This is a genomic window from Pseudomonas sp. PA-7-1E (genome assembly GCF_021605325.1).
In the GTDB taxonomy this organism is placed as follows: Bacteria; Pseudomonadota; Gammaproteobacteria; order Pseudomonadales; family Pseudomonadaceae; genus Aquipseudomonas; species Aquipseudomonas fluorescens_BV.
In genome coordinates, this window is sequence record NZ_WKFA01000060.1 from 1 (window position 1) to 26,145 (window position 26,145).

Below are 26,145 nucleotides of genomic sequence, written 5' to 3' on the forward strand. Positions count from 1 at the left end.
CCCCGATGACAGCCTGTGCGGCGCCCCCCATCCCCCGCTAATTTTTCCCCGCCCGGTTCGTTTTATAGGGACGACGTGCCTTTGTGCTTCCCGCCTATTGCCCCGGATTCCAAGAAATGAATGCTGAAGACTCCTTGAAACTTGCTCGCCGGTTTATCGGGCTGCCCCTGGAAAAACGCCAACTGTTCCTGCAAGCCTTGCAGAAAGAAGGCGTGGATTTTTCAAGGTTTCCGATTCCGGCAGGGGTGGAGGTGGAGGACCGCCAGGCGCTGTCCTACGCGCAGCAGCGCATGTGGTTTCTATGGCAGTTGGACCCGGCCAGCGGCGCCTACAATTTGCCCGGCGCAGTACGCTTGAGGGGGGCGCTGAGCCTGCCAGCGCTGGAGCAAGCGTTCGCCAGCCTGGTGGCGCGTCACGAAACCCTGCGCACGGTGTTCCAGCGTCAGGCTGATGAGCGGCTGGCGCAGGTGGCGGTGGAGCCGTCGGTGACCGTCGAGCACCTGGACTTCACCGCCTTGGCCTTTGATGCGCGTGAGCAGGCCGTCAACGCCGCCGCCACCCGTCAATCGCTGTTGCCGTTCGACCTGGAACACGGCCCATTGCTGCGCGTGCAACTGCTCAAGCTTGCCGAGCAGGAACACGTGCTGCTGCTGACCCTGCACCACATCGTCTCCGACGGTTGGTCGATGAACGTGCTGATCGACGAATTCATCCGTTGCTATGACGCCCATGAGCGCAACGAAGCGCCCCAACTGCCAGCGCTGCCCATCCAGTACAGTGATTACGCCCTGTGGCAGCGCCGCTGGCTGGAAGCGGGCGAGCAGGCGCGCCAATTGGAATATTGGCAGGCTCGCCTGGGCGATGAACATCCGGTCCTGGAGCTGCCCACCGACCACCCGCGCCCGGCCATGCCCAGCTACCAGGGCACACGGCATAACTTCGCGATTGCGCCGGCACTGGCCGCGCAACTGCGCAGTTGCGCGCAAAAACACAACGTTACCCTGTTCATGCTGCTGCTCGGTGCCTTCAATGTGCTGTTGCACCGCTATACCGGCCAAAGCGACATCCGTGTCGGTGTGCCGATTGCCAATCGCAATCGCACCGAAGTCGAGGGGCTGATCGGGTTCTTCGTCAACACCCAGGTATTGCGCACCGAACTGACCGGGCAAACCCGGGTTGCCGAGTTGCTGCAAGGTATCAAGGAGCATGCCCTGGGCGCCCAGGCCCATCAGGAGTTGCCCTTCGAACGGCTGGTGGAAGCGCTGAAAATCGAGCGCAGCCTGAGCCACACGCCGCTGTTCCAGGTGATGTATAACCATCAGCCGGTCGTCGCCGACATCGCCTCGGTCAGCACCGCATCGGGGCTGGAATTGGCCCTGGTGGAATGGCAAGGCCGCACCACCCAGTTCGACCTGACCCTGGACACCTATGAAAAGTCCGGCACCCTGCATGCCGCGCTGACCTACGCCAATGACTTGTTCGATACGCCCACCATCGAGCGCATGGCCCGGCACTGGACCCGCCTGCTGCAAGCCATGGTGCTCGATGGCGAACAGCGCATTGGCGAATTGCCCATGCTTGACGCGGCTGAACAGCAACGGCTGGTCCACAGCTGGAACCAGACCACCGAGGCGTACCCGACCGAGCGCGGGATTCATCACCTGATCGAAGACCAGGCGCGGCGCAGCCCCGATGCACCGGCACTGGTGTTCGGTACCACCACCTTGACCTACGCCCAACTGGATGCGCGCGCCAACCAGTTGGCCCATGCCCTGGGCGAGCAGGGCGTGGGGCCCGACGTGCTGGTGGGTATATGCATCGAGCGCTCCATCGAAATGGTGGTTGGCCTGCTGGCGATTCTCAAGGCCGGTGGCGCCTACGTGCCTCTCGACCCTGAGTATCCCCAGGAACGCCTGGCCTACATGATCGAAGACAGCGGCATACAACTGCTGCTCAGCCAGCAGAGCCTGCTGGCGTCGCTGCCCGTCGCCGGTATCCAGTTGATTGCCTTGGACCAGCCGGCGCTATGGCTCGACGGCTACAGCCGCGAATCGCCGAACGTGGCCTTGAATGCCCTTAACCTGGCCTACGTGATCTACACCTCGGGCTCCACCGGCAAGCCCAAAGGCGCCGGCAATAGCCATCGCGCCTTGGTCAACCGCTTGAGCTGGATGCAACAGGCGTATGGCCTGGGTGCCAACGACGCGGTGTTGCAGAAAACCCCGTTCAGCTTCGACGTGTCGGTGTGGGAGTTCTTCTGGCCACTGATGACCGGCGCCCGCCTGGTGGTCGCGGCGCCTGGGGAGCACCGTGAACCGGCGCGCCTGATCGACACCATTGGTCGGCACGCCATCACCACCTTGCACTTCGTGCCGTCGATGCTGCAGGCGTTCATCCATGAGCCGGGCGTACAGGCGTGCGCGAGCCTCGCGCGCATTGTGTGCAGCGGCGAAGCCTTGCCCCTGGATGCGCAACAGCAAGTGTTCGCCAAGTTGCCCGCTGCGGCGCTGTACAACCTCTATGGCCCGACCGAGGCGGCCATCGACGTCACGCACTGGACCTGCATCGACGAAGGCGCCGACAGCGTGCCCATCGGCCGCCCGATCGCCAACCTAGGCACCTACGTGCTGGACGCACAACTCAACCCGGTGCCGGCCGGTGTCAGTGGCGAACTCTACCTGGGCGGCGTTGGCTTGGCGCGCAGTTACCATCGGCGCCCGGCGCTGACCGCCGAACGTTTCGTGCCCAGCCCGTTCGTGACGGGCGAGCGCCTGTATCGCACCGGTGACCGCGTGCACCAACGCGCCGATGGGGTAATCGAATACCTCGGCCGTCTCGATCATCAGGTCAAGTTGCGCGGCTTGCGTATCGAGCTGGGCGAAATCGAAGCACGCCTTATGCAGCATCCACACGTGCGCGAAGCCGTGGTATTGGTACAGGGCGGCAAGCAGTTGGTCGCCTATCTTGTACACGCAGGCGAGGCGCCAACGGGCCTCAAGGAATGGTTGCTCAGCAGCTTGCCGGAATACATGGTGCCGACGCATTTCATTGCGCTGCCCAAGCTGCCGGTGACCGCCAACGGCAAGCTCGACCGCAAGGCGTTGCCAGTGCCGGATGCGGCGCAGCAGCAGGCATTTGTCGCCCCCCAAGGCGACCTGCAAACAGCCCTGGCTGCCATCTGGAGCGACGTGCTGGGCGTTGAGCAGGTCGGCCAGGACGATAACTTCTTCGAACTGGGTGGCGACTCGATCATCTCTATCCAGGTGGTCAGCCGCGCCCGTCAGGCCGGCATTCGCCTGAGCCCGCGTGACCTGTTCCAGTACCAGAGCATCCGCAGCCTGGCTCTGGTGGCGCGCTTTGAGCAGGTCAGCCTGATCGACCAGGGCCCGGTCAGTGGCGAGGTGATGCTGACGCCCGTCCAACACAGTTTTTTCGACCAGCCGATCCCGGCGCGGCATCACTGGAATCAATCCTTGTTACTGGTGCCCGGTGAGGTGCTTGAGCCTGCACGGTTGGAGGCCGCGCTGGCGCGGTTGATCCAGCATCACGACGCTTTGCGCCTGCGCTTTGTGCAGCAGGCTGGCGGCTGGCAGCAGAGCCATGCTGCCTATGTCAGCGAACCGCTGTTGTGGCAATGCCAGGCCGGCACCGACGCTGAACTGGCGGCGCTGTGTGATGAAGCCCAGCGCAGCCTTGACCTTGCCCAAGGTCCACTGCTGCGCGCCGCGTTGGTGAGCATGGCCGATGGCAGCCAGCGTGTGCTGTTGGTGATCCATCACTTGGTGGTGGATGGTGTGTCCTGGCGCATCCTGCTCGAAGACCTGCAACAGGCCTACCGCGAACAGGTGCTGCCGGCAAAAACCAGTGCCTACCAGCGCTGGGCGCAACAGTTGCACCGCCACGCGCAGACCGTCGAGGAGCAACTGCCGTACTGGCAAGCCCAATCCATCGACGCCGAGCTGCCGTGTGATCACCCCGAAGGCGGCCTGCAAAACCGCCTGGGCGCCAAGCTGGAAACACGCCTTGACGCCGAGCACACCCGCCGACTGCTGCAAGACGCGCCAGCGGCCTATCGCACCCAGGTCAACGACCTGCTGTTGACCGCCCTGGCGCGGGTGATCAGCCGTTGGAGCGAGCAACCTGCTGCGCTTATCCAATTGGAAGGTCACGGCCGTGAAGATCTGTTTGACGACATCGACCTGAGCCGCACCGTCGGCTGGTTCACCAGCCTGTACCCGGTGCGCCTGCACGCCGAAGGCGAGTTGCCCGAGGCGATCAAGGCGGTCAAGGAACAACTGCGCGCCGTGCCCGACAAAGGCCTGGGCTTCGGCCTGCTGCGCTATCTGGGCGCGCAACACGCACAGGAAAGCCTTGCGAACCTTACCGCGCCGCGCATCACCTTCAACTACCTGGGCCAGTTCGACCGTCAGTTCAACGAGTCGGCACTGTTCGTGCCGGCCAGTCAGGGCAGTGGCCAGGCCCAGGATCCAGAGGCGCCGCTGGCCAACTGGCTGACGCTGGAAGGTCAGGTATATGGCGGCGAGCTGTCGTTGCAATGGGGGTTCAGCCGGGAGATGTTCGAGGCGGCAACTGTTCAAGGTCTGGCGGACGAGTACGCAACTGAACTCAGGGTGCTGATCGAGCATTGTTGTGCCACGCCGGCAGGCCAGGTGAGCCCGTCGGATTTCCCGCTGGCACGCCTCACCCAGCAGCAACTGGATGCCTTGCCCGTGGCCGGGCCGGCGATTGCCGACCTTTATCCGCTGTCGCCGATGCAGCAAGGCATGCTGTTCCACACCCTGTTGGAACCCGAGGCCCAGGCCTACATCAACCAGTTGCGCCTGGACATCGAGGGCCTCGATTTGCTCGCTTTCGGGCGTGCCTGGCAGGCTGCACTGGATCGTCACGACATCCTGCGCAGTAGCTTCCATTGGCTGGGCCTGGACAGTGCTCATCAGCTGATCCAGCGCCAGGTCGACCTGCAACTGCAAGTGATCGAAGACCCCGACGCCGATTTCGACACCCTGGCCCAGGCCGAACGCGAACGCGGTTTTGCCCTGAATGCCGCGCCGCTGTTTCGCCTGACGCTGGTGCGCGGTGCCGGTGCGGCCTGGCACTTTATCTTCACCAGCCACCACATCCTCATGGACGGCTGGAGTAACGCGCAGTTGCTCGGTGAAGTCATCGCTCACTATGCGGGGCAGGCAGTGTCGGCGCCGCTCGGGCAGTTCCGCGATTACCTCGCCTGGCTGCAACAACAATCCTCGGGCGAAGCGTTCTGGAAAAACGCCCTGGCGGCATTGCCGGCGCCGACCCTGCTGGCGCAAGCGTTGCGCAAGCCGGTGGACGCGGTTGGCATGGCTGACCATCACGTGGCACTGGACAGCGACTTTACCCGCCGCCTGGGCGACTTTGCACGCGAGCAAAAAGTCACCCTCAATACCGTGTTGCAAGGCGCCTGGAGCCTACTGCTGCAGCGTTACACCGGCCAGGACTGCGTTGCTTTTGGTGCCACCGTAGCCGGGCGTTCCGCACCGCTGCCGGGGATCGAGCAGCAACTGGGCCTGTTCATCAACACCTTGCCGATCATCAGCGCAGCCTCGCCAGCCCAGTCGGCGGCGGCGTGGCTCAGCGAACTGCAAGTGCTCAACCTCAGCCTGCGCGACCATGAACATGTGCCGCTCTACGACATCCAGGGCTGGGCCGGCCAGCAAGGCGCGCTGTTCGACACCTTGCTGGTGTTCGAAAACTTCCCGGTCGCCGAGGCGCTCAAGCAAGGCGCACCGGCCGGCCTGACCTTCGGTCACCTGTACAACCATGAGCGCACGCACTATCCATTGACCCTGGGCATCGAACTGGGCGCCTGCCTGCGCCTGGAGTTCAGCTATGACCGTGCCCAATTCAGCGAGGCGCACGTGGCGCAGCTGAGCGCCAACTTGCAACACCTGCTGGCGCAATTGCTCGCAGACGCTCACATGCCGCTGGGCAACCTGCGCCTTCTCGACGCCCCTGCGCAACGGCAGATGCTCGCTCTAAGCCGCTCAGCCGCAGCGCCCCAGGCCAACGAACGCGTGCATCAGCGTATCGCAGCCCAGGCCGAGGCGACGCCAGACGCCCTGGCTGTACAGTCCGGTGACGCCAGCTTGAGCTACGCCCAGTTGAACCAGCGCGCCAACCGCCTGGCCCATCGCCTGTTGGCGCTGGGCGTCGGCCCCGGCCAACGGGTGGGCCTGGCTTCGCGGCGTGGCCCGCAGTTGATCGTCAGCCTGCTGGCAGTGCTCAAAAGCGGGGCGGCCTACGTACCGTTGGACCCTGAATACCCGGCGGAACGTTTGGCCTACATGCTCGCCGACAGCCGCCTGGACGTGCTGCTCAGCGAAACCGGCTTGCTCGCCGACTTGCCTTTGCCCCGCGGCCTGACCCGCATGGATTTCAGCGCCAGTGGCGACGAACTGACCGGCTACCCGACGACCAATCCGCCTAATCACGCGGCGGCGGCTGACCTGGCCTATGTGATCTACACCTCTGGCTCCACGGGCCAGCCCAAAGGCGTGGCCATCGACCATGCCGCCCTTGGCCAGTTCTGTGACAGTGCCACGCTGTACAGCCGACTGAGCGCCGAAGACCGCGTGTTGCAGTTTGCGACCTTCAGTTTCGATGGTTTTGTCGAACAGTGCTTCCCGCCCCTGTGTGCGGGCGCGGCGCTGGTCATGCGTGGCGACGAACTCTGGGATGCCGGGCAACTGGCGCAAGAGATTGTCGAGCAGGGCGTGACCCTGGCCGATCTGCCCGCCGCCTACTGGTACCTGTTGGCGCAAGAGTGCGCCGAGCACCGTCGCTCCCTGGGCAAGCTGCGCCAGGTACATGTTGGGGGTGAAGCCATGTCAGTGGAGGGCGTGCGTGCGTGGTACGCCGCGGGCTTGGGCAATGTGCGCCTGGTCAACACCTACGGGCCGACCGAAGCCACGGTGGTCTCCAGCGTGCATGAGTGCCAATTGGCCGATGCCAACGACGCCTACGGCGTGCCAATCGGGCAGGCGATTGCCGGGCGCGGCCTGTATGTACTCGACAGCGGTTTCGAACTGTTGGCCACCGATGGCGTGGGCGAGCTGTGCATTGGTGCTGAGGTTGGCTTGGCGCAACGCTATTTCGACCGCCCGGCGCTGACCGCCGAGCGCTTCTTGCCGGACCCGTTTTCCGCCATGCCCGGTGCGCGGCTTTATCGCAGTGGCGACCTGGCCCGGTACAACCCGGCGGGTGCGCTGGAGTACGTCGGGCGTATCGACCATCAAGTGAAGATTCGTGGCCTGCGTATCGAAATGGGCGAAATCGAAGCCAGCCTGCAAGCCTTGCCAAATGTGCGAGAAGCCGCCGTGCTTGCGCAGCCGAGCGCTACCGGCGTGCAGTTGGTGGCGTACGTGGTGCCCGCCGAAGGCCAAGCGCTGGAGGCCCAGGCACTGGCGGCGCGCTTGCGCCAGACGTTGCCGGACTACATGGTGCCGGGCCATTGGGTGGTCCTCGATGCCTTGCCGTTGAACCACAACGGCAAGCTCGACCGCCGTGCGCTGCCCACACCCGACCTGAACCAGGCCAGCGCCGCCTACGTGGCGCCGCAAAGCCCATTGCAAATCCAGTTGGCGGCGATCTGGCAAGCAGTGTTGCAGGTCGAGCAGGTTGGCCTGGAAGATCACTTCTTCGAACGCGGCGGCCACTCCTTGCTGGCCACCCAAGTGATCTCCCGGGTGCGCCACGATCTCAAGCTGGAAGTGCCGTTGCGGGCCCTGTTCGAACAGCCGACGCTGGCCGCTTTCGCAGCGGCGTGCGCAGGCGTGCAGGCCGATACCGCGCCTGTGATGCAGGCGGTTGGCCGTGAGCAGCCGCTGGCGTTGTCCTTTGCCCAGGAACGGCAGTGGTTTCTCTGGCAATTGGATCCCACCAGCGCGGCCTATCATGTGCCCACCGCCTTGCACCTGCGCGGTGAACTCGACATCGCGGCGCTGGAGCGCGCCGTCGAGGCCCTGGTGCAGCGCCATGAACCACTGCGCACCACCTTCGTGGAGTCGGGCGAGCACATCGTGCAAGTCATCCACCCAAGCCTGGCAGTGCCGGTTGAACAACAAGAGGTCGACGCCGGCGCTATCGAGCAGGCTGTCACCGAAGAGATCCAGCGCCCGTTCGACCTGCGCAACGGTCCGCTGATGCGCGTCAAGTTGCTGATCGTCGCGCCTGATCACCATGTGCTGGTCATCACCCAGCACCACATCATCTCTGACGGCTGGTCGATGCAAGTGATGATCGACGAGTGGGTGGCGCTGTACCAAGGCGACGCAGGGTTGCCGGCCTTGCCGATCCAGTACGCCGACTACGCCCAGTGGCAGCGCGACTGGATGGCGGCTGGGGAACAACAACGCCAGCTCGATTACTGGTGCGCTCGTCTGGGGCGCGAGCATTCGTTGCTGGACCTGCCGCTGGACTATCCACGCCCCGCAGTGCAGAGCCATCGTGGCGCGCGCCGCCAGATTCATCTGGAGCGTGCGCTGCTGACTGAACTCAAGACCCTGGCCCAGCGTCAGGACGTGACGCTGTTCATGCTGTTGCTGGCCTCGTTCCAGACCTTGCTGCACCGCTACAGCGGCCAGGCACAGGTGCGTGTCGGCGTACCGGTCGCCAACCGTAATCGCTTCGAAACCGAGCGACTGCTGGGCTTTTTCGTCAACACCCAGGTGCTGCAAGCTGACGTGCACGGGCAGATGCCGTTCGACCAGTTGCTGGCCCAGGTCAAGCAGCGTGCCCTGGAGGCGCAGGCCCATCAGGACCTGCCGTTCGAGCAGCTCGTGCAAGTGTTGCAGCCCGAGCGCAGCCTGAGCCATAACCCGCTGTTCCAGGTGATGTTCAACCATCAGGACAGCCTGCGTTCAGCCCCGGTACAACTGCCCGGCCTGGCTTTGCAGCCAGTGGATTGGGCCGGTCACAGCACGCAATTCGACCTGAACCTGGAAACCGAGGAGTCGGCGGACGGTCTCTGGGCCTCGCTGACTTACGCCACGGATCTGTTTGACGCGGCGACCGTGGAACGCCTGGCCGAGCATTGGCAAAACCTGCTGCGCGCGGTCCTGCAGGATGCCTCGGTGGCCTTGGACGACCTGGCGATGCTCAGCCCGTCGCAATGGCAGCACATGGTGCACGACTGGAACCGCAGCGACACCGACTACCCACGCGAACGCTGTGTACACCAGTTGTTTGAGGCCCAGGCCGCGGCGCAACCCGACGCCATCGCGCTGCATTTCAATGATGAGCGCCTGAGCTACGGCGAACTCAACCGTCGCGCCAATCGGCTCGCCCATCGTCTGATCGACATGGGCGTCGGCCCGGACGTGCTGGTTGCAGTACACGTGGAGCGTTCCCTGGACATGGTGGTTGGCTTGCTCGCGACCCTCAAGGCCGGTGGCGCCTATGTGCCGCTCGACCCGCAATTCCCGGCAGAGCGCCTGGCCTACATGCTTGAAGACAGCCGCGCCCGGGTATTGCTGACCCAACCGCACCTGCTGGGGCACCTGGCTCAGCCGCACGGCGTGCAGGTGCTGATGGTGGAGGAGGCCGGCACAGCGCAGCACAATCCCCAGGTTGCCGTGACACCGGAGCATCTGGCCTACGTGATCTACACCTCTGGCTCCACTGGCAAGCCCAAAGGGGTGATGGTTCGTCACAAGGCGCTGTGCAGCTTCACCAGCGGCATGGCCGGCACGTTGAGTATCGGCCAGGATGCGCGGCTGTTGTCGCTGACCACCTTCTCGTTCGACATCTTCGCCCTGGAGCTGTATGTGCCGCTGAGTGTCGGCGGTACCGTGGTGCTGAGCACCCAGGCAACGGCCCTCGACCCCGAGGCGATCCTCGATCTGGCCCAGCGTCAGGCGGCGAATGTGCTGCAAGCCACGCCTTCGACCTGGCGCATGTTGCTCGACAGCCCACGGGCTCATTCACTGCGTGGCATCGCCTGCCTGTGCGGTGGCGAAGCGCTGCCCGTCGATTTGGCCCAGCGCATGCTCGACCTGCAAGGCCCGTTGTGGAACCTCTATGGCCCGACGGAAACCACCATCTGGTCGGCGGCTCATCGTTTGCATCAGGCATTGCCGTTCGTTGGACGGCCCATCGCCAATACCGGCTTGTTCATCCTCAATGCCGGTCTCACGCCATGCCCCCAAGGTGTGTCCGGTGAGCTGCTGATCGGCGGTGTCGGCCTGGCGCGGGGTTACCACGGGCAGCCGGCGCTGACCGCCGAACGCTTCGTGCCCAACCCGTTTGGGGCTCCGGGCGAACGCCTGTACCGTACCGGCGACCTGGCACGCTATCGGGCCGACGGCGTGGTGGAATACATCGGCCGCGTCGACCATCAGGTCAAGGTCCGGGGTTTCCGTATCGAGCTGGGTGAAATCGAAGCCTGCTTGCGTGAGTTCGACGGCGTACGCGAAGCCGTGGTGTTGGCCGATAACGACCGGCTGATCGCTTACCTGGTCAGCGCCGCGCCGCAGGCGTCGCAGGTCTATAAAACCGCGCTGCGCGAGCGCTTGCCGGACTACATGGTGCCCGCGCAGTGGCTGTTCCTCGACAGCCTGCCGCTGACCCCCAACGGCAAGCTCGACCGCAAGGCATTGCCCAAACCGGATGCCAGCCTGTCGCTCAAGGGCCATGTAGCGCCCGTCACCCCGCGTGAGCAGCAGGTAGCGGCGATCTGGGCCGAGGTACTGGAATTGCCCCGGGTGGGCCTCGACGATCATTTCTTCGAGTTGGGCGGGCATTCATTGCTGGCCACGCGGGTGGTGTCACGGGTGCGTCAGGCCCTGGCGCTGGAAGTCCCACTCAAGGCCTTGTTCGAACAGCCGCTACTGGGTGATTTCGTGCGGGCCTTGGGCGAGGAGGGCGTCACCGCGCCGGCGTTGATCAAGGCCGACCGCACGCAGCCTCTGCCGCTGTCTTATGCCCAGGAGCGCCAGTGGTTCCTCTGGCAACTGGACCCGGCCGGCGCCGCGTATCACATCCCCAGCGCCTTGCGTTTGCAAGGGCCGTTGGACCTGACCGCGCTGCAAGAGAGCTTTGATAGCTTGCTGGCTCGCCATGAAAGCCTGCGCACGTATTTCCGTCAGGACGCCACCGGCGCGGTTCAAGTCATTGACGCCCAGGGCCGGGTCGATATCGAGCAGGTCGACAGCGACTATGCCGGCCTCAAGGCGCGGGTCGCGCAGGTGGTCGCCCAGCCTTTCGACCTGCTGCGTGGGCCGCTGCTGCGGGCCACCTTGCTGCGCCTGGCCGAGGACGACCACGTGCTGGTGCTGGTGCAGCATCACATCGTTTCTGACGGCTGGTCGATGCAGTTGATGGTCGAGGAGTTGGTGCAGGCGTATGCCGCTAACAGCCAAGGCCAAGACGTGCAATTGCCGGCGCTGCCGATCCAGTACGCCGATTATGCCGTGTGGCAGCGCGGTTGGATGGAGGCGGGGGAGCAGGCGCGTCAACTGGCCTACTGGCGCGAGCTGTTGAGCGGCGAGCAACCGGTGCTGGAGTTGCCGTTCGACCATCCGCGCCCGGCACAGCCAAGCCATCGTGGCGCACGCTTGGGTATCGAGTTGCATCCGGAGTTGTTGGGCAGTTTGCGCGCACTGGCGCAGCACGCTGGCGTCACGCTGCCGATGCTGCTGCTGGCGTCTTACCAGGCGTTGCTGCATCGCTACAGCGGCCAGGAAGATGTGCGCGTGGGCGTGCCGATTGCCAACCGCAATCGCCTGGAAACCGAGGGGTTGATCGGCTTCTTCGTCAACACCCAAGTGCTCAAGGCCGATATCCACGGGCAAATGAGCACCGAGCAACTGCTGCACCAGGTGCGTCAGCGTTCCCTGGAGGCCCAGGCTCACCAGGACCTGCCGTTCGAACAGCTTGTGCAGGCATTGCAACCGGAGCGCAGCCTTAGCCTGAGCCCGTTGTTCCAAGTGTTGTTCAACCACCGTGTGAGCGCTGCCGACAGCCATCTGCATCGCCTGGCCGACCTGCACGTCGAAGTCCTGGACCTGGACGAAGGCGTGGCCCAGTTCGACCTGGCGCTGGATGTGGAAGAAAGCCAGACGGCCCTGCGTGCCTCTCTGAGTTATGCCACCGATCTGTTCGCCGTGGCGACCATCGAGCGCATGGCCGGGCATTGGCAGAACCTCTTGCGGGCAATGGTGATCGACCCACAGCAACCCATCAGCCAATTGAGCTTGCTGGGCGAGGATGAGCAACAGCAGATTCTTGAGCTGTGGAATCAGGCCGACACCGGTTTTTCAGCCGAGCGCCTGGTGCATGAATTGGTCGGCGATTGCGCCCGGCAAACCCCGGACGCAGTGGCGGTTAAATTCGATACTCAAACCCTGACTTACGGTGAACTGGATCGCCAGGCCAATCGCCTGGCCCGTGCCCTGATCGCCCGTGGTGTCGGCGCGGAAGTGCGGGTGGCCATCGCCATGCCGCGCAGTGCCGAGATCATGGTGGCGTTCCTGGCGGTGATGAAAGCCGGTGGTGTGTATGTGCCGCTGGATATCGAATACCCACGTGATCGCCTGCTGTACATGATGCAAGACAGCCGTGCGCAACTGCTGCTGACTCACAGCCGGGCGTTGCAGCAACTGCCAGTCCCCGAGGGTCTGGATACCCTGGCGATTGATCGCACCGAAGAATGGGCCGGTTACAGCGATACGGCACCGGATGTGGCTCTGGACGGCGACAACCTTGCCTACGTGATCTACACCTCCGGCTCCACCGGTTTGCCCAAGGGCGTGGCGGTGGCTCATGGGCCGTTGGTGGCGCATATCATCGCCACTGGCGAGCGTTATGAGACCTCACCGGCCGATTGCGAACTGCACTTCATGTCCTTCGCCTTCGACGGTTCCCACGAAGGCTGGATGCACCCGCTGATCAACGGCGCCAGCGTGTTGATCCGTGATGACAGCCTGTGGCTGCCGGAATACACCTACGAGCAGATGCATCGCCACGACGTGACCATGGCGGTGTTCCCACCGGTGTACCTGCAACAGTTGGCCGAACATGCCGAGCGCGACGGCAACCCACCGGCGGTGCGGGTGTATTGCTTCGGTGGTGATGCCGTTGCTCAAGCCAGCTATGACCTGGCGTGGCGCGCGCTGAAGCCTGAATACCTGTTCAACGGCTACGGCCCGACCGAAACCGTGGTCACGCCGCTGCTGTGGAAGGCACGCAAGGGCGACCCTTGCGGAGCTGTCTACGCGCCCATCGGCACCTTGTTGGGCAACCGAAGTGGCTACGTGTTGGATGCGCAACTGAACCTGCAGCCCATCGGCGTAGCCGGCGAGTTGTACCTGGGCGGCGAGGGCGTGGCCCGGGGTTATCTGGAGCGCCCGGCACTGACTGCCGAGCGTTTCGTGCCGGACCCGTTCGGCAAGCCCGGCAGTCGCGTGTATCGCAGTGGTGACCTGACCCGCGGGCGTCCGGATGGCGTGGTGGATTACCTGGGGCGTGTCGACCATCAGGTGAAGATCCGCGGTTTCCGTATCGAACTGGGGGAAATCGAAGCGCGCTTGCGTGAGCAAGCCAGTGTCGGTGAAACCGTGGTGGTCGCCCAGGAGGGGCCGACCGGCAAACAACTGGTGGCCTATGTCGTACCGGCCGACGCCAGCCTGGCCGACCAGGTTGAGTTCCGTGACGCCCTGCGTCGTGCCCTGAAAGCCGACCTGCCGGACTACATGGTGCCCAGCCACTTCGTATTCCTGGCGCAGATGCCGCTGACCCCCAACGGCAAGCTCGACCGCAAAGGCCTGCCGGTGCCGGATACGAGCCAGATGCAGCAGGCGTATGTGGCGCCCCAGAGCGAGTTGGAGCAGCAGATCGCCACGATCTGGGCCGACATCCTGCACCTGCCGCAAGTGGGCCTGAACGACAACTTCTTTGATGTCGGTGGTCACTCCTTGCTGGCTATCCAGATTACCTCGCGGGTGCAGGCCGAGCTCGGCCTGGACGTACCGTTGATGGAACTGTTCCAGACCGAATCGCTGCGCGCCTACGTGCAGGCCGCAGCCACTTTCCGCGCCGGCAGCGTGGAAGATTTTGATGACCTTCGTGACTTTTTGAGCGAACTAGAGGCGATTTGAACCATGCTTTCCAACCCTAATACCGACCTGGTGTCGCGCTTTCTTCGCTTGCCTCTGGAGCAGCGCCAGCAGTTTTACCAGCGCCTGCAAAGCCGGGGCATGAGTTTCGCTCAACTGCCGATTGCTCCCACCCGCCACGACAGCGACACACCGACGTTGTCTTACGCCCAGGAACGCCAGTGGTTCCTCTGGCAACTGGACAAGGCCAGCACCGCCTACCACATCCCTGGCGCCCTGCGTTTGCACGGGCACTTGGACCTGGCAGCGTTACAACGCAGTTTCGACAGCCTGCTGGCCCGGCATGAAAGCTTGCGCACGCAATTGGTCGAGGACGATGAACGCCTGTGGCAGGCAGTGATGCCGCAGGCGCGGGTGCAGATCCAGCAGGCGCATGTCGACCAAGCGCAGTTGATGGCGCGGGTGGAAGAGGAGGTGGCGCGGCCGTTCGATTTGCACCAGGCGCCGTTGTTGCGTGTGACGCTGTTGCAACTGGCCGAGGATGAGCATGTGCTGGTGATGGTGCAGCACCACATCGTCTCCGATGGCTGGTCGATGCAGGTGATGGTGGAGGAACTGGTGCAGCTCTACGCCGCCCATAGCCAGGGCCATGACCTGCAACTCCCGGAACTGCCGATCCAGTACGCCGACTACGCGCTGTGGCAACGCGGCTGGATGGAAGCCGGGGAACAGGCGCGCCAACTCGCGTATTGGCAGGCCCTGCTGGGCGGCGAGCAACCGGTGCTGGAATTGCCGCTGGACCGTCCGCGCCCGGCGCAGCAAAGCCATCGCGGTGCAAGCCTGCAGGTGCATCTGCAACCGACGCTGGTGGCGGGGCTCAAGCGCCTGGCGCAGCAAGAGGGTGTGACCGCGTTCATGCTGCTGCTGGCGTCGTTCCAAGCCCTGTTGTATCGCTACAGCGGGCAGTCGGATATCCGCATTGGCGTGCCGAACGCCAACCGTAACCGTGTCGAAACCGAGCGGCTGATCGGCTTCTTCGTCAACACCCAGGTACTCAAGGCTGACCTTGACGGGCAGATGAGCTTTGCCGAGCTGCTGCAACAAACCAAACGCCGCGCCCTGGAGGCCCAGGCTCATCAGGACCTGCCGTTCGAGCAACTGGTGGTGGCATTGCAGCCTGAACGCAGCTTGAGCCATAACCCGTTGTTCCAGGTGATGTTCAACCACCAGACCGAGGCCCAGGCCGGCCGCGAAGGCCAACAGTTGCCGGGCCTGCGTGTGGTGGAACTGGACTGGGACAGCCAGACCACCCATTTTGACCTGAGCCTGGACACCCATGAATCCGCCGACGGGCTTTGGGCCGCGCTGACCTACGCCACCGACCTGTTCGATGCCGCCACCATCGAGCGCTTGGCGCAACATTGGCAGTACCTGCTGCAGGCGGTGGTGAGTGCACCCCGCAGCCGCCTCTGCGAGCTGCCGATGGTGGGTGCCGCTGAGCAACACAGGATGCTCCAGGACTGGAACACCCCGGCTGGTGTCACCCCCTTTGAGGCTGTGCACCGGCTGTTTGAAGCCCAGGCTGATCAGCAGCCGGAACGTCAGGCCCTGGCCCTGGATGAGCAGGCCCTCAGCTATGGAGAACTGAACCGTCAGGCCAACCGCCTGGCGCATTACCTGCTGGCCCAGGGCGTCGGCCCCCAAGGGCTGGTGGGGATCGCCGTGGAGCGCTCTTTTTCCATGGTGGTCAGCTTGCTCGCGGTGCTCAAGACAGGAGCGGCCTATGTGCCGCTGGACCCTGAGTACCCCCGCGAACGCCTGGCGCATATGCTTGAGGACAGTGGTGTGGGCCTGGTGTTGACCCAATCCCACCTGCATGGGCGTCTGCCGTTGCCGGCCCGGGTGCTGGCGGTGGACATCGACCTGGTCCAGGCGCAGTTGGCGTTGTGTGCCGACAGTAATTTACCGGTTGATGTCGAGCCCCAGAGCCTTGCGTATGTGATCTACACCTCCGGCTCCACAGGCAAGCCCAAGGGGGTTGCCATCAGCCAGGCTGCACTGAGTGAGTTTGCTGGCATCGCGGCGGATTACTCGCAGCTGGTTGCCCAGGACCGAGTGCTGCAGTTTGCCACCTTGAACTTCGACGGTTTCGTCGAGCAGCTATATCCAGCCCTGACCCTCGGCGCCACCGTGGTACTGCGTGGCCCGCAGTTATGGGACGGTGCCGAGCTGTATCGGCAGATCATCGCCCAGGGCATTACCCTGGCCGACTTGCCCACGGCCTACTGGAAGCTGTTCCTGCAAGATTGCCTGGCAGCAGGCCCAAGGACCTATGGTGCTTTGCGCCAGATCCATATCGGCGGCGAAGCCATGCCGTTGGACGGCCCACTATTGTGGCAGCGCGCCGGGCTCGGCCATGTGCGCTTGCTCAATACCTACGGGCCTACCGAGGCCACCGTGGTTTCCAGCGTGCTGGACTGCACTGACCCGAGCGCCGTCGGCGCCGGCGGTGCCAGCCCCATTGGCCGGGCGCTGCCAGGGCGTGGCCTGTATGTGCTGGACCGTGACCTGAACCTGCTACCGCTGGGCGCCGTGGGTGAACTCTATATCGCCAGCGCCAATGGCTTGGCCCGTGCGTATTTGCAACGGCCAGGCCTGACCGCCGAGCGCTTTGTCGCTGATCCGTTCAGCCCATCCGGCGAGCGCCTGTACCGCACCGGCGACCTGGCGCGTTATCGCGCCGATGGTGTGGTGGAATATGTCGGGCGGGTCGATCACCAGGTCAAGGTCCGTGGTTTCCGCATTGAACTGGGTGAAATCGAAACCGTGCTGCTGGCCCAGGACAGCGTGCGTGAAGCGCTGTTGCTGGCTGCCGACAACCAACTGCTGGCCTACCTGGTGCCTGCGCAGACGCTGTCTGAAACCGAGCGCGCCGAGGTGGGCGAACAGTTGATGGCCACCTTGCGCGACCATCTGCCGGACTACATGGTGCCGGCGCACCTGATCTTCCTCGACCGCATGCCGCTCAACCCCAACGGCAAGCTGGATCGCCAGGCCCTGCCCAAGCCAGATGCCAGCGTGGAACAACAGGATTGGCGAGCGCCGGTCACCCCGTTGCAACAACAGGTGGCGGCGATCTGGGCGGCTATTCTGGGGGCCGAACGGGTGGGCTTGAACCAGCACTTCTTCGAACTGGGAGGGCATTCCCTGTTGGCAATGCAGGTGGTGTCACGCATCCGCCAGACCCTGAGCCTGGAAGTGCCGCTCAAAGCCGTGTTCGAACACCCGCGGCTGGAGGCGTTTGTCGCGGCCTTGCAAACCCAGGAGAGCCTATTGCCAACGGCGCCGGCCCTACTGCCGGCGGGGCGCGTGCAGCCGTTGCCACTGTCTTACGCCCAGGAGCGGCAATGGTTTCTCTGGCAACTGGAACCCCGCAGCGCGGCGTATCACATTCCCAGCGCGCTGCGCCTGAAAGGGCAATTGGACCTGGCTGCGTTGCAACGCAGTTTCGATAGCTTGCTGGCGCGCCATGAAAGCCTGCGCACCCATATCCGCCAGGATCAAGACGGCGCGGTGCAAGTGATTGAGCCGCCAATGTCCTTGCCGATCACCCAGGCTGATGTCGATGACGCCCAGCTCAAAGCCAGGGTGCAAGCGCTGATCGCCCAGCCGTTCGACCTGCAACAAGGCCCGTTGCTGCGTGTCACGCTGTTGCGCTTGGCCGCCGACGAGCATGTGTTGGTGTTGGTGCAACATCACATCGTCTCCGATGGTTGGTCGATGCAGTTGGTGGTCGAGGAACTGGTGCAGTTGTATGCCGGTTACAGCCAGGGCCAGGACGTGCAGTTGCCGGCGCTGCCGATCCAGTATGCCGACTATGCCGTATGGCAGCGCAGCTGGATGGACGCCGGTGAGAAGCAACGTCAACTGGCCTACTGGCGTGAGCTGTTGGGCGGTGAGCAGAGCGTGCTGGAGTTACCGTTCGATCACCAGCGCCCGGCTGTGCAGAGCCACCGCGGCGCGCGCCTGGCGTTCGAGCTGGCGCCCGAACTCACCCAGGGGCTCAAGGCTTTGGCCCACCAGCAGGGCGTGACCCTGTTCATGTTGCTGCTGGCATCGTTCCAGACCTTGTTGCACCGCTACAGCGGCCAGGAAGAAATACGTGTCGGCGTGCCGATTGCCAACCGCAATCGCAGCGAGACCGAGCGCTTGATTGGTTTCTTCGTCAACACCCAGGTGCTCAAGGCGGATGTGCATGGGCAGATGAGTGTCGAGCAGTTGCTGCAGCACGTTCGGCAACGCGCCCTGCAAGCCCAGGCCCACCAGGATTTGCCGTTCGAACAACTGGTGGAAGCCCTGCAACCTGAGCGTAGCCTGAGCCACAACCCGCTGTTCCAGGTCATGTTCAATCATCAGACTGACGTCGGCCAGGCTCAGGTTCAGCACCAATTGCCAGGGCTGCGGGTAGAAGGGCTGGACTGGGACAGCAAGACCGCACATTTCGACCTGGACCTGGATATTCAGGAGTCCACCGAAGGTATATGGGCCACCTTGGGTTATGCCCAGGACCTGTTCGAAGCCAGCACCGTGCAACGCATGGCGCGTCACTGGCAGAACCTGCTGCAAGGTATGGTCGCCAACCCACGGCAGCAGCTCAGCCAGTTAAGCTTGCTGGACGCGACCGAACAACAACAGATCCTGCAACTGTGGAACCGCACGGAGTCTGGCTTTTCGGCCGAGCGCCTGGTGCATCAACTGTTTGCCGATCGCGCCCGGGCAAACCCGACGGCGGTGGCGGTGAAGTTCGACGCGCAAACCCTGAGCTACGGCGAACTGGATCGCCAGGCCAACCGCCTGGCCCATGCCCTGATCGCCCGTGGCGTCGGCCCGGAAGTGCGGGTGGCCATCGCCATGCCGCGCAGTGCCGAGATCATGATGGCGTTCCTGGCGGTGATGAAAGCCGGCGGTGTGTATGTGCCGCTGGATATCGAATACCCGCGTGATCGCCTGCTGTACATGATGCAAGACAGCCGTTCGAAATTGCTGTTGACCCATTCGGCCGTGCAACACCGGTTGCCGATCCCGGACGGCCTCGATGCCTTGGCGGTGGATCAGGTGCAAGCCTGGTCGGATTACAGCGATACGGCCCCGACTGTGGCGCTGGACGGCGACAACCTTGCCTACGTGATCTACACCTCCGGCTCCACCGGTTTGCCCAAGGGCGTGGCGGTGGCTCATGGGCCGTTGGTGGCGCATATCATCGCCACTGGCGAGCGTTATGAAACCTCACCGGCCGATTGCGAACTGCACTTCATGTCCTTCGCCTTCGACGGCTCCCACGAAGGCTGGATGCACCCGCTGATCAACGGCGCCAGCGTGTTGATCCGTGACGACAGCCTGTGGCTGCCGGAATACACCTACGAGCAGATGCATCGCCACAACGTGACCATGGCGGTGTTCCCACCGGTGTACCTGCAACAGTTGGCCGAACATGCCGAGCGCGACGGCAACCCGCCGGCGGTGCGGGTGTACTGCTTTGGCGGTGATGCGGTGGCCCAGGCCAGCTATGACCTGGCGTGGCGCGCGCTGAAACCCAAGTACCTGTTCAACGGCTATGGCCCGACGGAAACCGTGGTCACACCGCTGTTGTGGAAGGCACGCAAGGGCGACCTATGTGGCGCCGTCTACGCGCCCATCGGCACTTTGTTGGGTAACCGCAGTGGCTACGTGTTGGATGCGCAACTGAACCTGCAACCCATCGGCGTAGCCGGCGAGTTGTACCTGGGCGGCGAGGGCGTGGCCCGGGGTTATCTGGAGCGTCCGGCGTTAACCGCCGAACGCTTCGTGCCGGACCCGTTCGGCAAGCCCGGCAGTCGCGTATATCGCAGCGGCGACCTGACCCGCGGGCGTCCGGATGGCGTGGTGGATTACTTGGGGCGTGTGGACCATCAGGTGAAGATTCGCGGTTTCCGTATAGAACTGGGGGAAATCGAAGCGCGCTTGCGTGAGCAAGCCAGTGTCGGTGAAACCGTGGTGGTGGCCCAGGAGGGGCCGACCGGCAAACAACTGGTGGCCTATGTCGTACCACTGGACCCGACGCTCCTGGGTGATGCTGTCGCTCAATCAAACGGTCGCGAAACCTTGCGGCGCGCCTTGAAAACCCGCTTGCCGGACTACATGGTGCCGACGCATTTGATGTTCCTTGAGCGTATGCCGCTGACCCCCAACGGCAAGCTCGACCGCAAGGGCTTGCCGCTGCCGGATGTGAGCCAGATGCAGCAGGTGTATGTGGCGCCCGAGAGCGAGTTGGAGCAGAAGATCGCCGCGATCTGGTCCGATGTGCTACGCCTGCCACAGGTGGGCCTGCATGATAATTTCTTCGAGCTGGGCGGCGATTCGATCATTTCGATTCAACTGGTCAGCCGCGCCCGCCAGGCGGGTGTGCGTTTCACGCCCAAGGAGTTGTTCCAGCATCAGACGGTGCAGAGCCTGGCGACGGTCGCGAGGGAAGGCGACGGTGTGGTGCAGATGGATCAGTCGCCGCTGACTGGCGATTTGCTGTTGTTGCCGGTGCAACACAGTTTTTTTGCCGATGAGATTCCCCAGCGTCATCACTGGAACCAATCTGCGGTGCTGCAACCGCACCAGCCGTTGCAGGTACCGCTGTTGTTGGCCGCACTGCAGGCGTTGATCGTGCATCACGATGCCTTGCGCAGCACCTTTGTCGAGGGCGCACAGGGCTGGAGCGCGGCCTACCGTGGTCCGGATCAGCACCAGGCTGAACAAGTGCTATGGCAAACCACATTGAACAGCGTCGAAGAACTTGAGGCTTTGGGCGAAGAGGCCCAACGCAGTCTCGACTTAGGCGCAGGCCCGTTATTGCGTGCGGTGTTGGCGCAGTTGGCCGACGGTTCACAGCGCTTGTTGCTGGTGATCCATCACTTGGTGGTGGACGGTGTGTCGTGGCGCATCCTGCTTGAAGACTTGCAAAGCACGTATCAGCAACTGGCCCAAGGCGCCCCTGTGACACTGCCAGCCAAGACCAGCGCCACCCGCGCCTGGGCTGCTCGCCTGCAGACCTACGCCCACAGCCCGGCGTTACAACACGAGCTGGCTTGGTGGCAGACGCAATTGCAGGGCAGTCCGGTCGGCTTGCCGGGCGCCGATCCACAGGCGAGCCTGAGCAACCAACTGGCCCTGAGTGTGAGCACACACCTGGATGCCACCTATACTCGGCGCTTGCTGCACGACGCGCCGAGTGCCTATCGCACCCAGATCAATGACCTGCTGTTGACTGCCCTGGCGCGAGTTATTACGCGCTGGAGCGGCGAGGCTTCGACGTTGATCCGGCTTGAAGGTCATGGCCGCGAAGATCTGTTCGATGACATCGATCTGACTCGCACTGTCGGTTGGTTCACCAGCCTTTACCCCGTGCAACTGGTACCGGCCGATTCCCTGGCTGCTTCCCTCAAGCGCATCAAGGAGCAGCTGCGAGCCGTACCCGACAAGGGCCTGGGGTTCGGTGCCCTGCGTTACCTGGGTAATGCCGCAACGCAACAGGCGTTGGCGGCCTTGCCGCAGCCACGTATCACCTTCAACTATCTGGGGCAGTTCGATGCCAGCTTCGACAGCGGCGAACAGCCAGGACTGTTCACGCCGACCGCTGATGCCAGCGGTGCCGAGCAAAGCCCGCAGGCACCTTTGGGCAACTGGCTGGAAATCAACGGTCAGGTCTATGGTGGCGAGCTGAAGTTGAACTGGAGTTTCAGCCAGGCGATGTTCGGTGAAGCAACCGTCAAATGCTTGGCCGACGACTATGCCTTGGAACTCAAGGCTCTGATTGATCATTGTTGTGAGTCGGCGCATCAGGGCGTGACGCCGTCGGACTTCCCGTTGGCGCGGTTGTCCCAGGACCAGTTGGATGGCTTGGCACTGAACGTGGCTGAGGTCGAAGACCTGTACCCATTGTCACCCATGCAGCAAGGCATGCTGTTCCAATCGCTGTACGGCGAAGGTTCGGGTGACTACATCAACCAGATGCGCATTGATGTGCAGGGCCTGGATGTGGCGCGCTTCCACCAGGCCTGGCAGGTGGCGGTGCAACGCCACGAGATCCTGCGTAGCGGTTTTGTCTGGCAGGCGGAACTTGAACAGCCTTTGCAGGTGGTCTACAAGCAGGTGCGCCTGCCGTTTATGGCGTTGGATTGGCAGACCCGTAAGGACTGCAACCAGGCCCTGGATGAGCTGGCCGAGTCGGCACGCACCCAGGGTTTTGTCCTGGAGCAGGCACCGCTGTTGAGCTTGACGCTAGTACGCACGGGGGCGACGAGCTACCACCTGATCTACACCAATCACCACATTTTGATGGATGGCTGGAGTGGTTCGCAGCTGTTCGGCGAGGTGTTGCAACAGTATGCCGGTGAGCCGCTGCCAGCGCCTACCGGGCGGTACCGCGACTACATCGCCTGGCTGCAGGCACAGGACAAAGCCGTCAGCCAGGCGTTCTGGCAGGCGCAACTGGTCAACTTGCAGGCGCCCACGCGCCTGGCCGATGCCATAGAGACTGAGGTGGATGCGGCCCAGGCGGTGAATGGCGAGCATCGCTTGAGCCTGGATGCTGCGCAAACCGAACACCTCAAAGCCTTCGCCCAACGTCACAAGGTGACCCTCAATACCCTGGTGCAAGGCGCCTGGTTGTTGCTGTTGCATCACCACACCGGGCAAGCCACCGTAGCATTCGGCGCCACGGTAGCAGGGCGTCCGGCGGAACTGCGTGGGATTGAACAGCAGGTCGGCTTGTTCATTAACACGCTGCCGGTGGTGGCGACGCCGGATGCGCAAATGTCGGTCAGCCATTGGCTGGAGCAACTTCAGCAACAGAACGTTGGCTTGCGTGAGCATGAACACACGCCGCTGTTCGAGATCCAGCGTTGGGCCGGGCTGGGTGGAGAGGCGCTGTTCGACAGTATCCTGGTGTTCGAGAACTACCCGGTGTCCGAGGCGCTGGAGCAGGGCGCACCGTCGGGGCTGCGTTTTGGCGCAGTGCACAGCCTGGAACAGACCCACTATCCATTGACCGTGTTGTTGGCTATTGGCCAGACACTGGGCTTGGAGTTCAATTACTCCCGCCACGCTTTCAGCGGCGCGCATATCCAGCGCTTGGCCGAGCACTTCCAGCAGTTGCTGCTGGCCCTGGCCAGCGACGGCAGTCAACGCCTTGGCGCGTTGCCCTCAGTGGCGCAGGCCGAGCGGCAGTGGGTATTGCATGATTGGAATGCGACTGCGGTGGATTACCCGCTGGATCAAGCGGTCCACACGCTGATCGAGGCTCAGGTGCTGCGTACACCGGATGCACCTGCCTTGATTTTCGCGGGGCAAGCCTTGAGTTACAGCGAGTTGAACGCCCGGGCCAATCGCCTGGCGCATCGCTTGATGGCTGCCGGGGTTGGCCCGGATGTGCTGGTGGGGCTGTCGGCAGAGCGCTCGGTGGAGATGGTGGTTGGCCTGTTGGCGGTGCTCAAGGCCGGTGGCGCTTATGTGCCGCTGGACCCCGAGTATCCTCGTGATCGCCTGGCCTACATGCTGCAGGACAGTGGTGTGCAACTGCTGTTGACCCAGGCTCATCTACTGGCGCAACTGCCGGTTCCCGCCGGTGTACAAACCCTGGTGCTGGAATGTGGCGATACCTGGCTGGAAACCTTCAGCAGCCACAACCCGAATATCCCGGTGCACGGCGAAAGCCTTGCCTATGTGATCTACACCTCCGGCTCCACCGGTCAGCCCAAGGGCGCTGGCAACCGCCATATCGCGCTGACCAACCGCCTGTGCTGGATGCAACAGGCATATGGGCTCACGCCGCACGACAGCGTGTTGCAGAAAACTCCGTTCAGCTTTGACGTGTCGGTGTGGGAGTTTTTCTGGCCGCTGATGACCGGCGCGCGTCTGGTAGTAGCGGCACCGGGCGATCATCGTGATCCAGCCAGGCTGGTACGGCTGATCAACGAGCAACAGGTCACCACCTTGCATTTCGTGCCTTCCATGTTGCAAGCGTTCTTGCAAGACGCGGCGGTTACTTCATGCCAGAGCCTGCAACACATCGTTTGCAGTGGGGAGGCGTTGCCTGCGGATGCCCAGCAACAGGTGTTCGCCAAATTGCCTCACGCCGGCTTGTACAACCTGTACGGCCCTACCGAAGCCGCTATCGACGTAACCCATTGGACCTGTGTCGAGGAAGGTCGCGACGCCGTGCCCATTGGCCGCCCCATTGCCAACCTGGGCTGCTACGTGCTGGACGACAACCTGGAACCTGCGCCAGTGGGTGTGCTGGGCGAACTGTATTTGAGCGGTATTGGCTTGGCGCGGGGTTATCACCGCCGTGCGGCGCTTACCGCCGAGCGGTTTGTGACCGACCCGTTCGGCAGCGGCACGCGTCTGTATCGCACCGGTGACCTGGCGCGTTATCGCGACGATGGCGTGATTGAATATGCCGGGCGCATCGATCACCAGGTCAAACTGCGCGGCCTGCGCATAGAGTTGGGCGAAATCGAAGCGCGCCTGCTGGAGCTCGACAATGTCCGCGAAGCCGCGGTGCTGGCGGTAGACGGTACCCACCTGGTGGGTTACCTGGTGCTGCAACAGCCCCTTGAAGAGTGGAAGGCAGGGGTGGTTGCACACCTGGCCGAGCAGTTGCCCGACTACATGGTCCCGGCGCAGTGGGTGGTACTGGCGCAGATGCCGTTGAGCCCGAACGGCAAGCTGGACCGTAAGGCGTTGCCCAAGCCAGAGGCTCACGGTGCCGCGCAATACCAGGCGCCCGTTAGCGAGATCGAGCAGCAAATCGCAGCGGTTTGGAGCGAGGTGCTGGAGGTGGAGCGCGTAGGGCTCAACGACAACTTCTTCGAGCTCGGTGGCCATTCATTGCGAGTGCTGATGCTCAAGGAGCGAATTCGCAAGGTCAGCGGCGTGAACGTGTCTGTCAGCCAACTGATGCTTAACCCTACTGTGGCGGGACAGGTCAAATGCCTGCAGGGCAATAGCCGGTCTTCGTTGATCGTCAAGCTCAACCAGCAGACGCAAGGCACGCCGTTGTTCCTGTTCCACCCAAGCTTCGGCTCGGTGCATTGCTACACCGCGATTGCCCTGGCCTTGCGCGAGCAGCGCCCGGTGTTCGGGGTCATGTGTCGTGCCTTGGCCGAAGAGGGCGCCACGGTGCCGCAATGGCAGGTAATGGTCGAGGAATACACCGCGCAATTGTTGGTGGCCCAACCCCAAGGCGCGTTCCGCGTGGGTGGCTGGTCATTGGGCGGCAACCTGGCGATGGAGGTAGCCTACGGCCTGGAGCAAGCCGGCCGAGAAGTGGAGTTTGTCGGCTGGATCGACGCTGCGCCGCCGCAATGGGTCAAACCCTATTGGGACGCAGTGGTGGTCGAGGACGCTCGCGAGATCTCAGCCAATGAGCGCCGCGCAGCGTTGCTGGGGGTTATGTTTCCTGAGTTCGCCGAGTCCATCCAACACGCGTGGCAGCAATGCCAACGGGATAGCGAGGATGAAACGGGACAATGGCTGGAATTTGTGAACTGGGCTGAACAGTCTTTGGGCGAAGCCTTCACGGTGATCAAGGATGAATTACTGCGTGGCAATGAGGCGCAGATTTCCTGGGACGTTGACCGGGCACTCAGTGAGCGTTTGCTGCAAGCTGACTTCAAGCCGATCAAGGCGCCCGTCACTTGTTGGTGGGCGTCCATGAGCCGGGCAGGGCGCTTCAAGGACCTGATCGAGCAGCAAATGGCAACGGTGATCAGCCAAGGGCGCATCGAGCGCTCAGTGATGATTGAGACCGATCACGACGGCATTATCGACAGCGCGGTGTTTATCAGCAGTTTGGTAGAGGCGTTGAGGTAAGCCGCCGCTCAATCACAAAAAACCCGGATCCAGTGTCCGGGTTTTTTTATGCTCCAATCCCTCTTCGCCAGTATCTCTGCACGCGCAAAAAAAAGCCCGGTGAGCATGGGGCGCTCACCGGGCGTTTGATCGATTG

2 protein-coding genes are annotated in these 26,145 nt (G+C 63.3%); both read left to right on the forward strand.

Annotated features, from left to right (window positions below):
• Positions 1-116: 116 nt before the first annotated feature.
• Positions 117-14,150: a non-ribosomal peptide synthase/polyketide synthase gene (locus GIW79_RS25090; RefSeq protein WP_236455520.1), complete on the forward strand. Its 14,034-nt coding sequence runs from the start codon at positions 117-119 to the stop codon at positions 14,148-14,150.
• A gap of 3 nt (positions 14,151-14,153) precedes the next feature.
• Positions 14,154-26,009 (forward strand): non-ribosomal peptide synthetase, encoded by an 11,856-nt coding sequence (locus GIW79_RS25095; RefSeq protein ID WP_236477433.1) that lies wholly within the window; start codon positions 14,154-14,156, stop codon positions 26,007-26,009.
• Positions 26,010-26,145 lie beyond the last annotated feature (136 nt).

Excerpts from the sequence above, each read along its gene's own strand:
- GIW79_RS25090 (WP_236455520.1), top strand. The coding sequence starts at position 117 with ATGAATGCTGAAGACTCCTTGAAACTTGCTCGCCGGTTTATCGGGCTG.
- GIW79_RS25095 (WP_236477433.1), top strand. The coding sequence starts at position 14,154 with ATGCTTTCCAACCCTAATACCGACCTGGTGTCGCGCTTTCTTCGCTTG.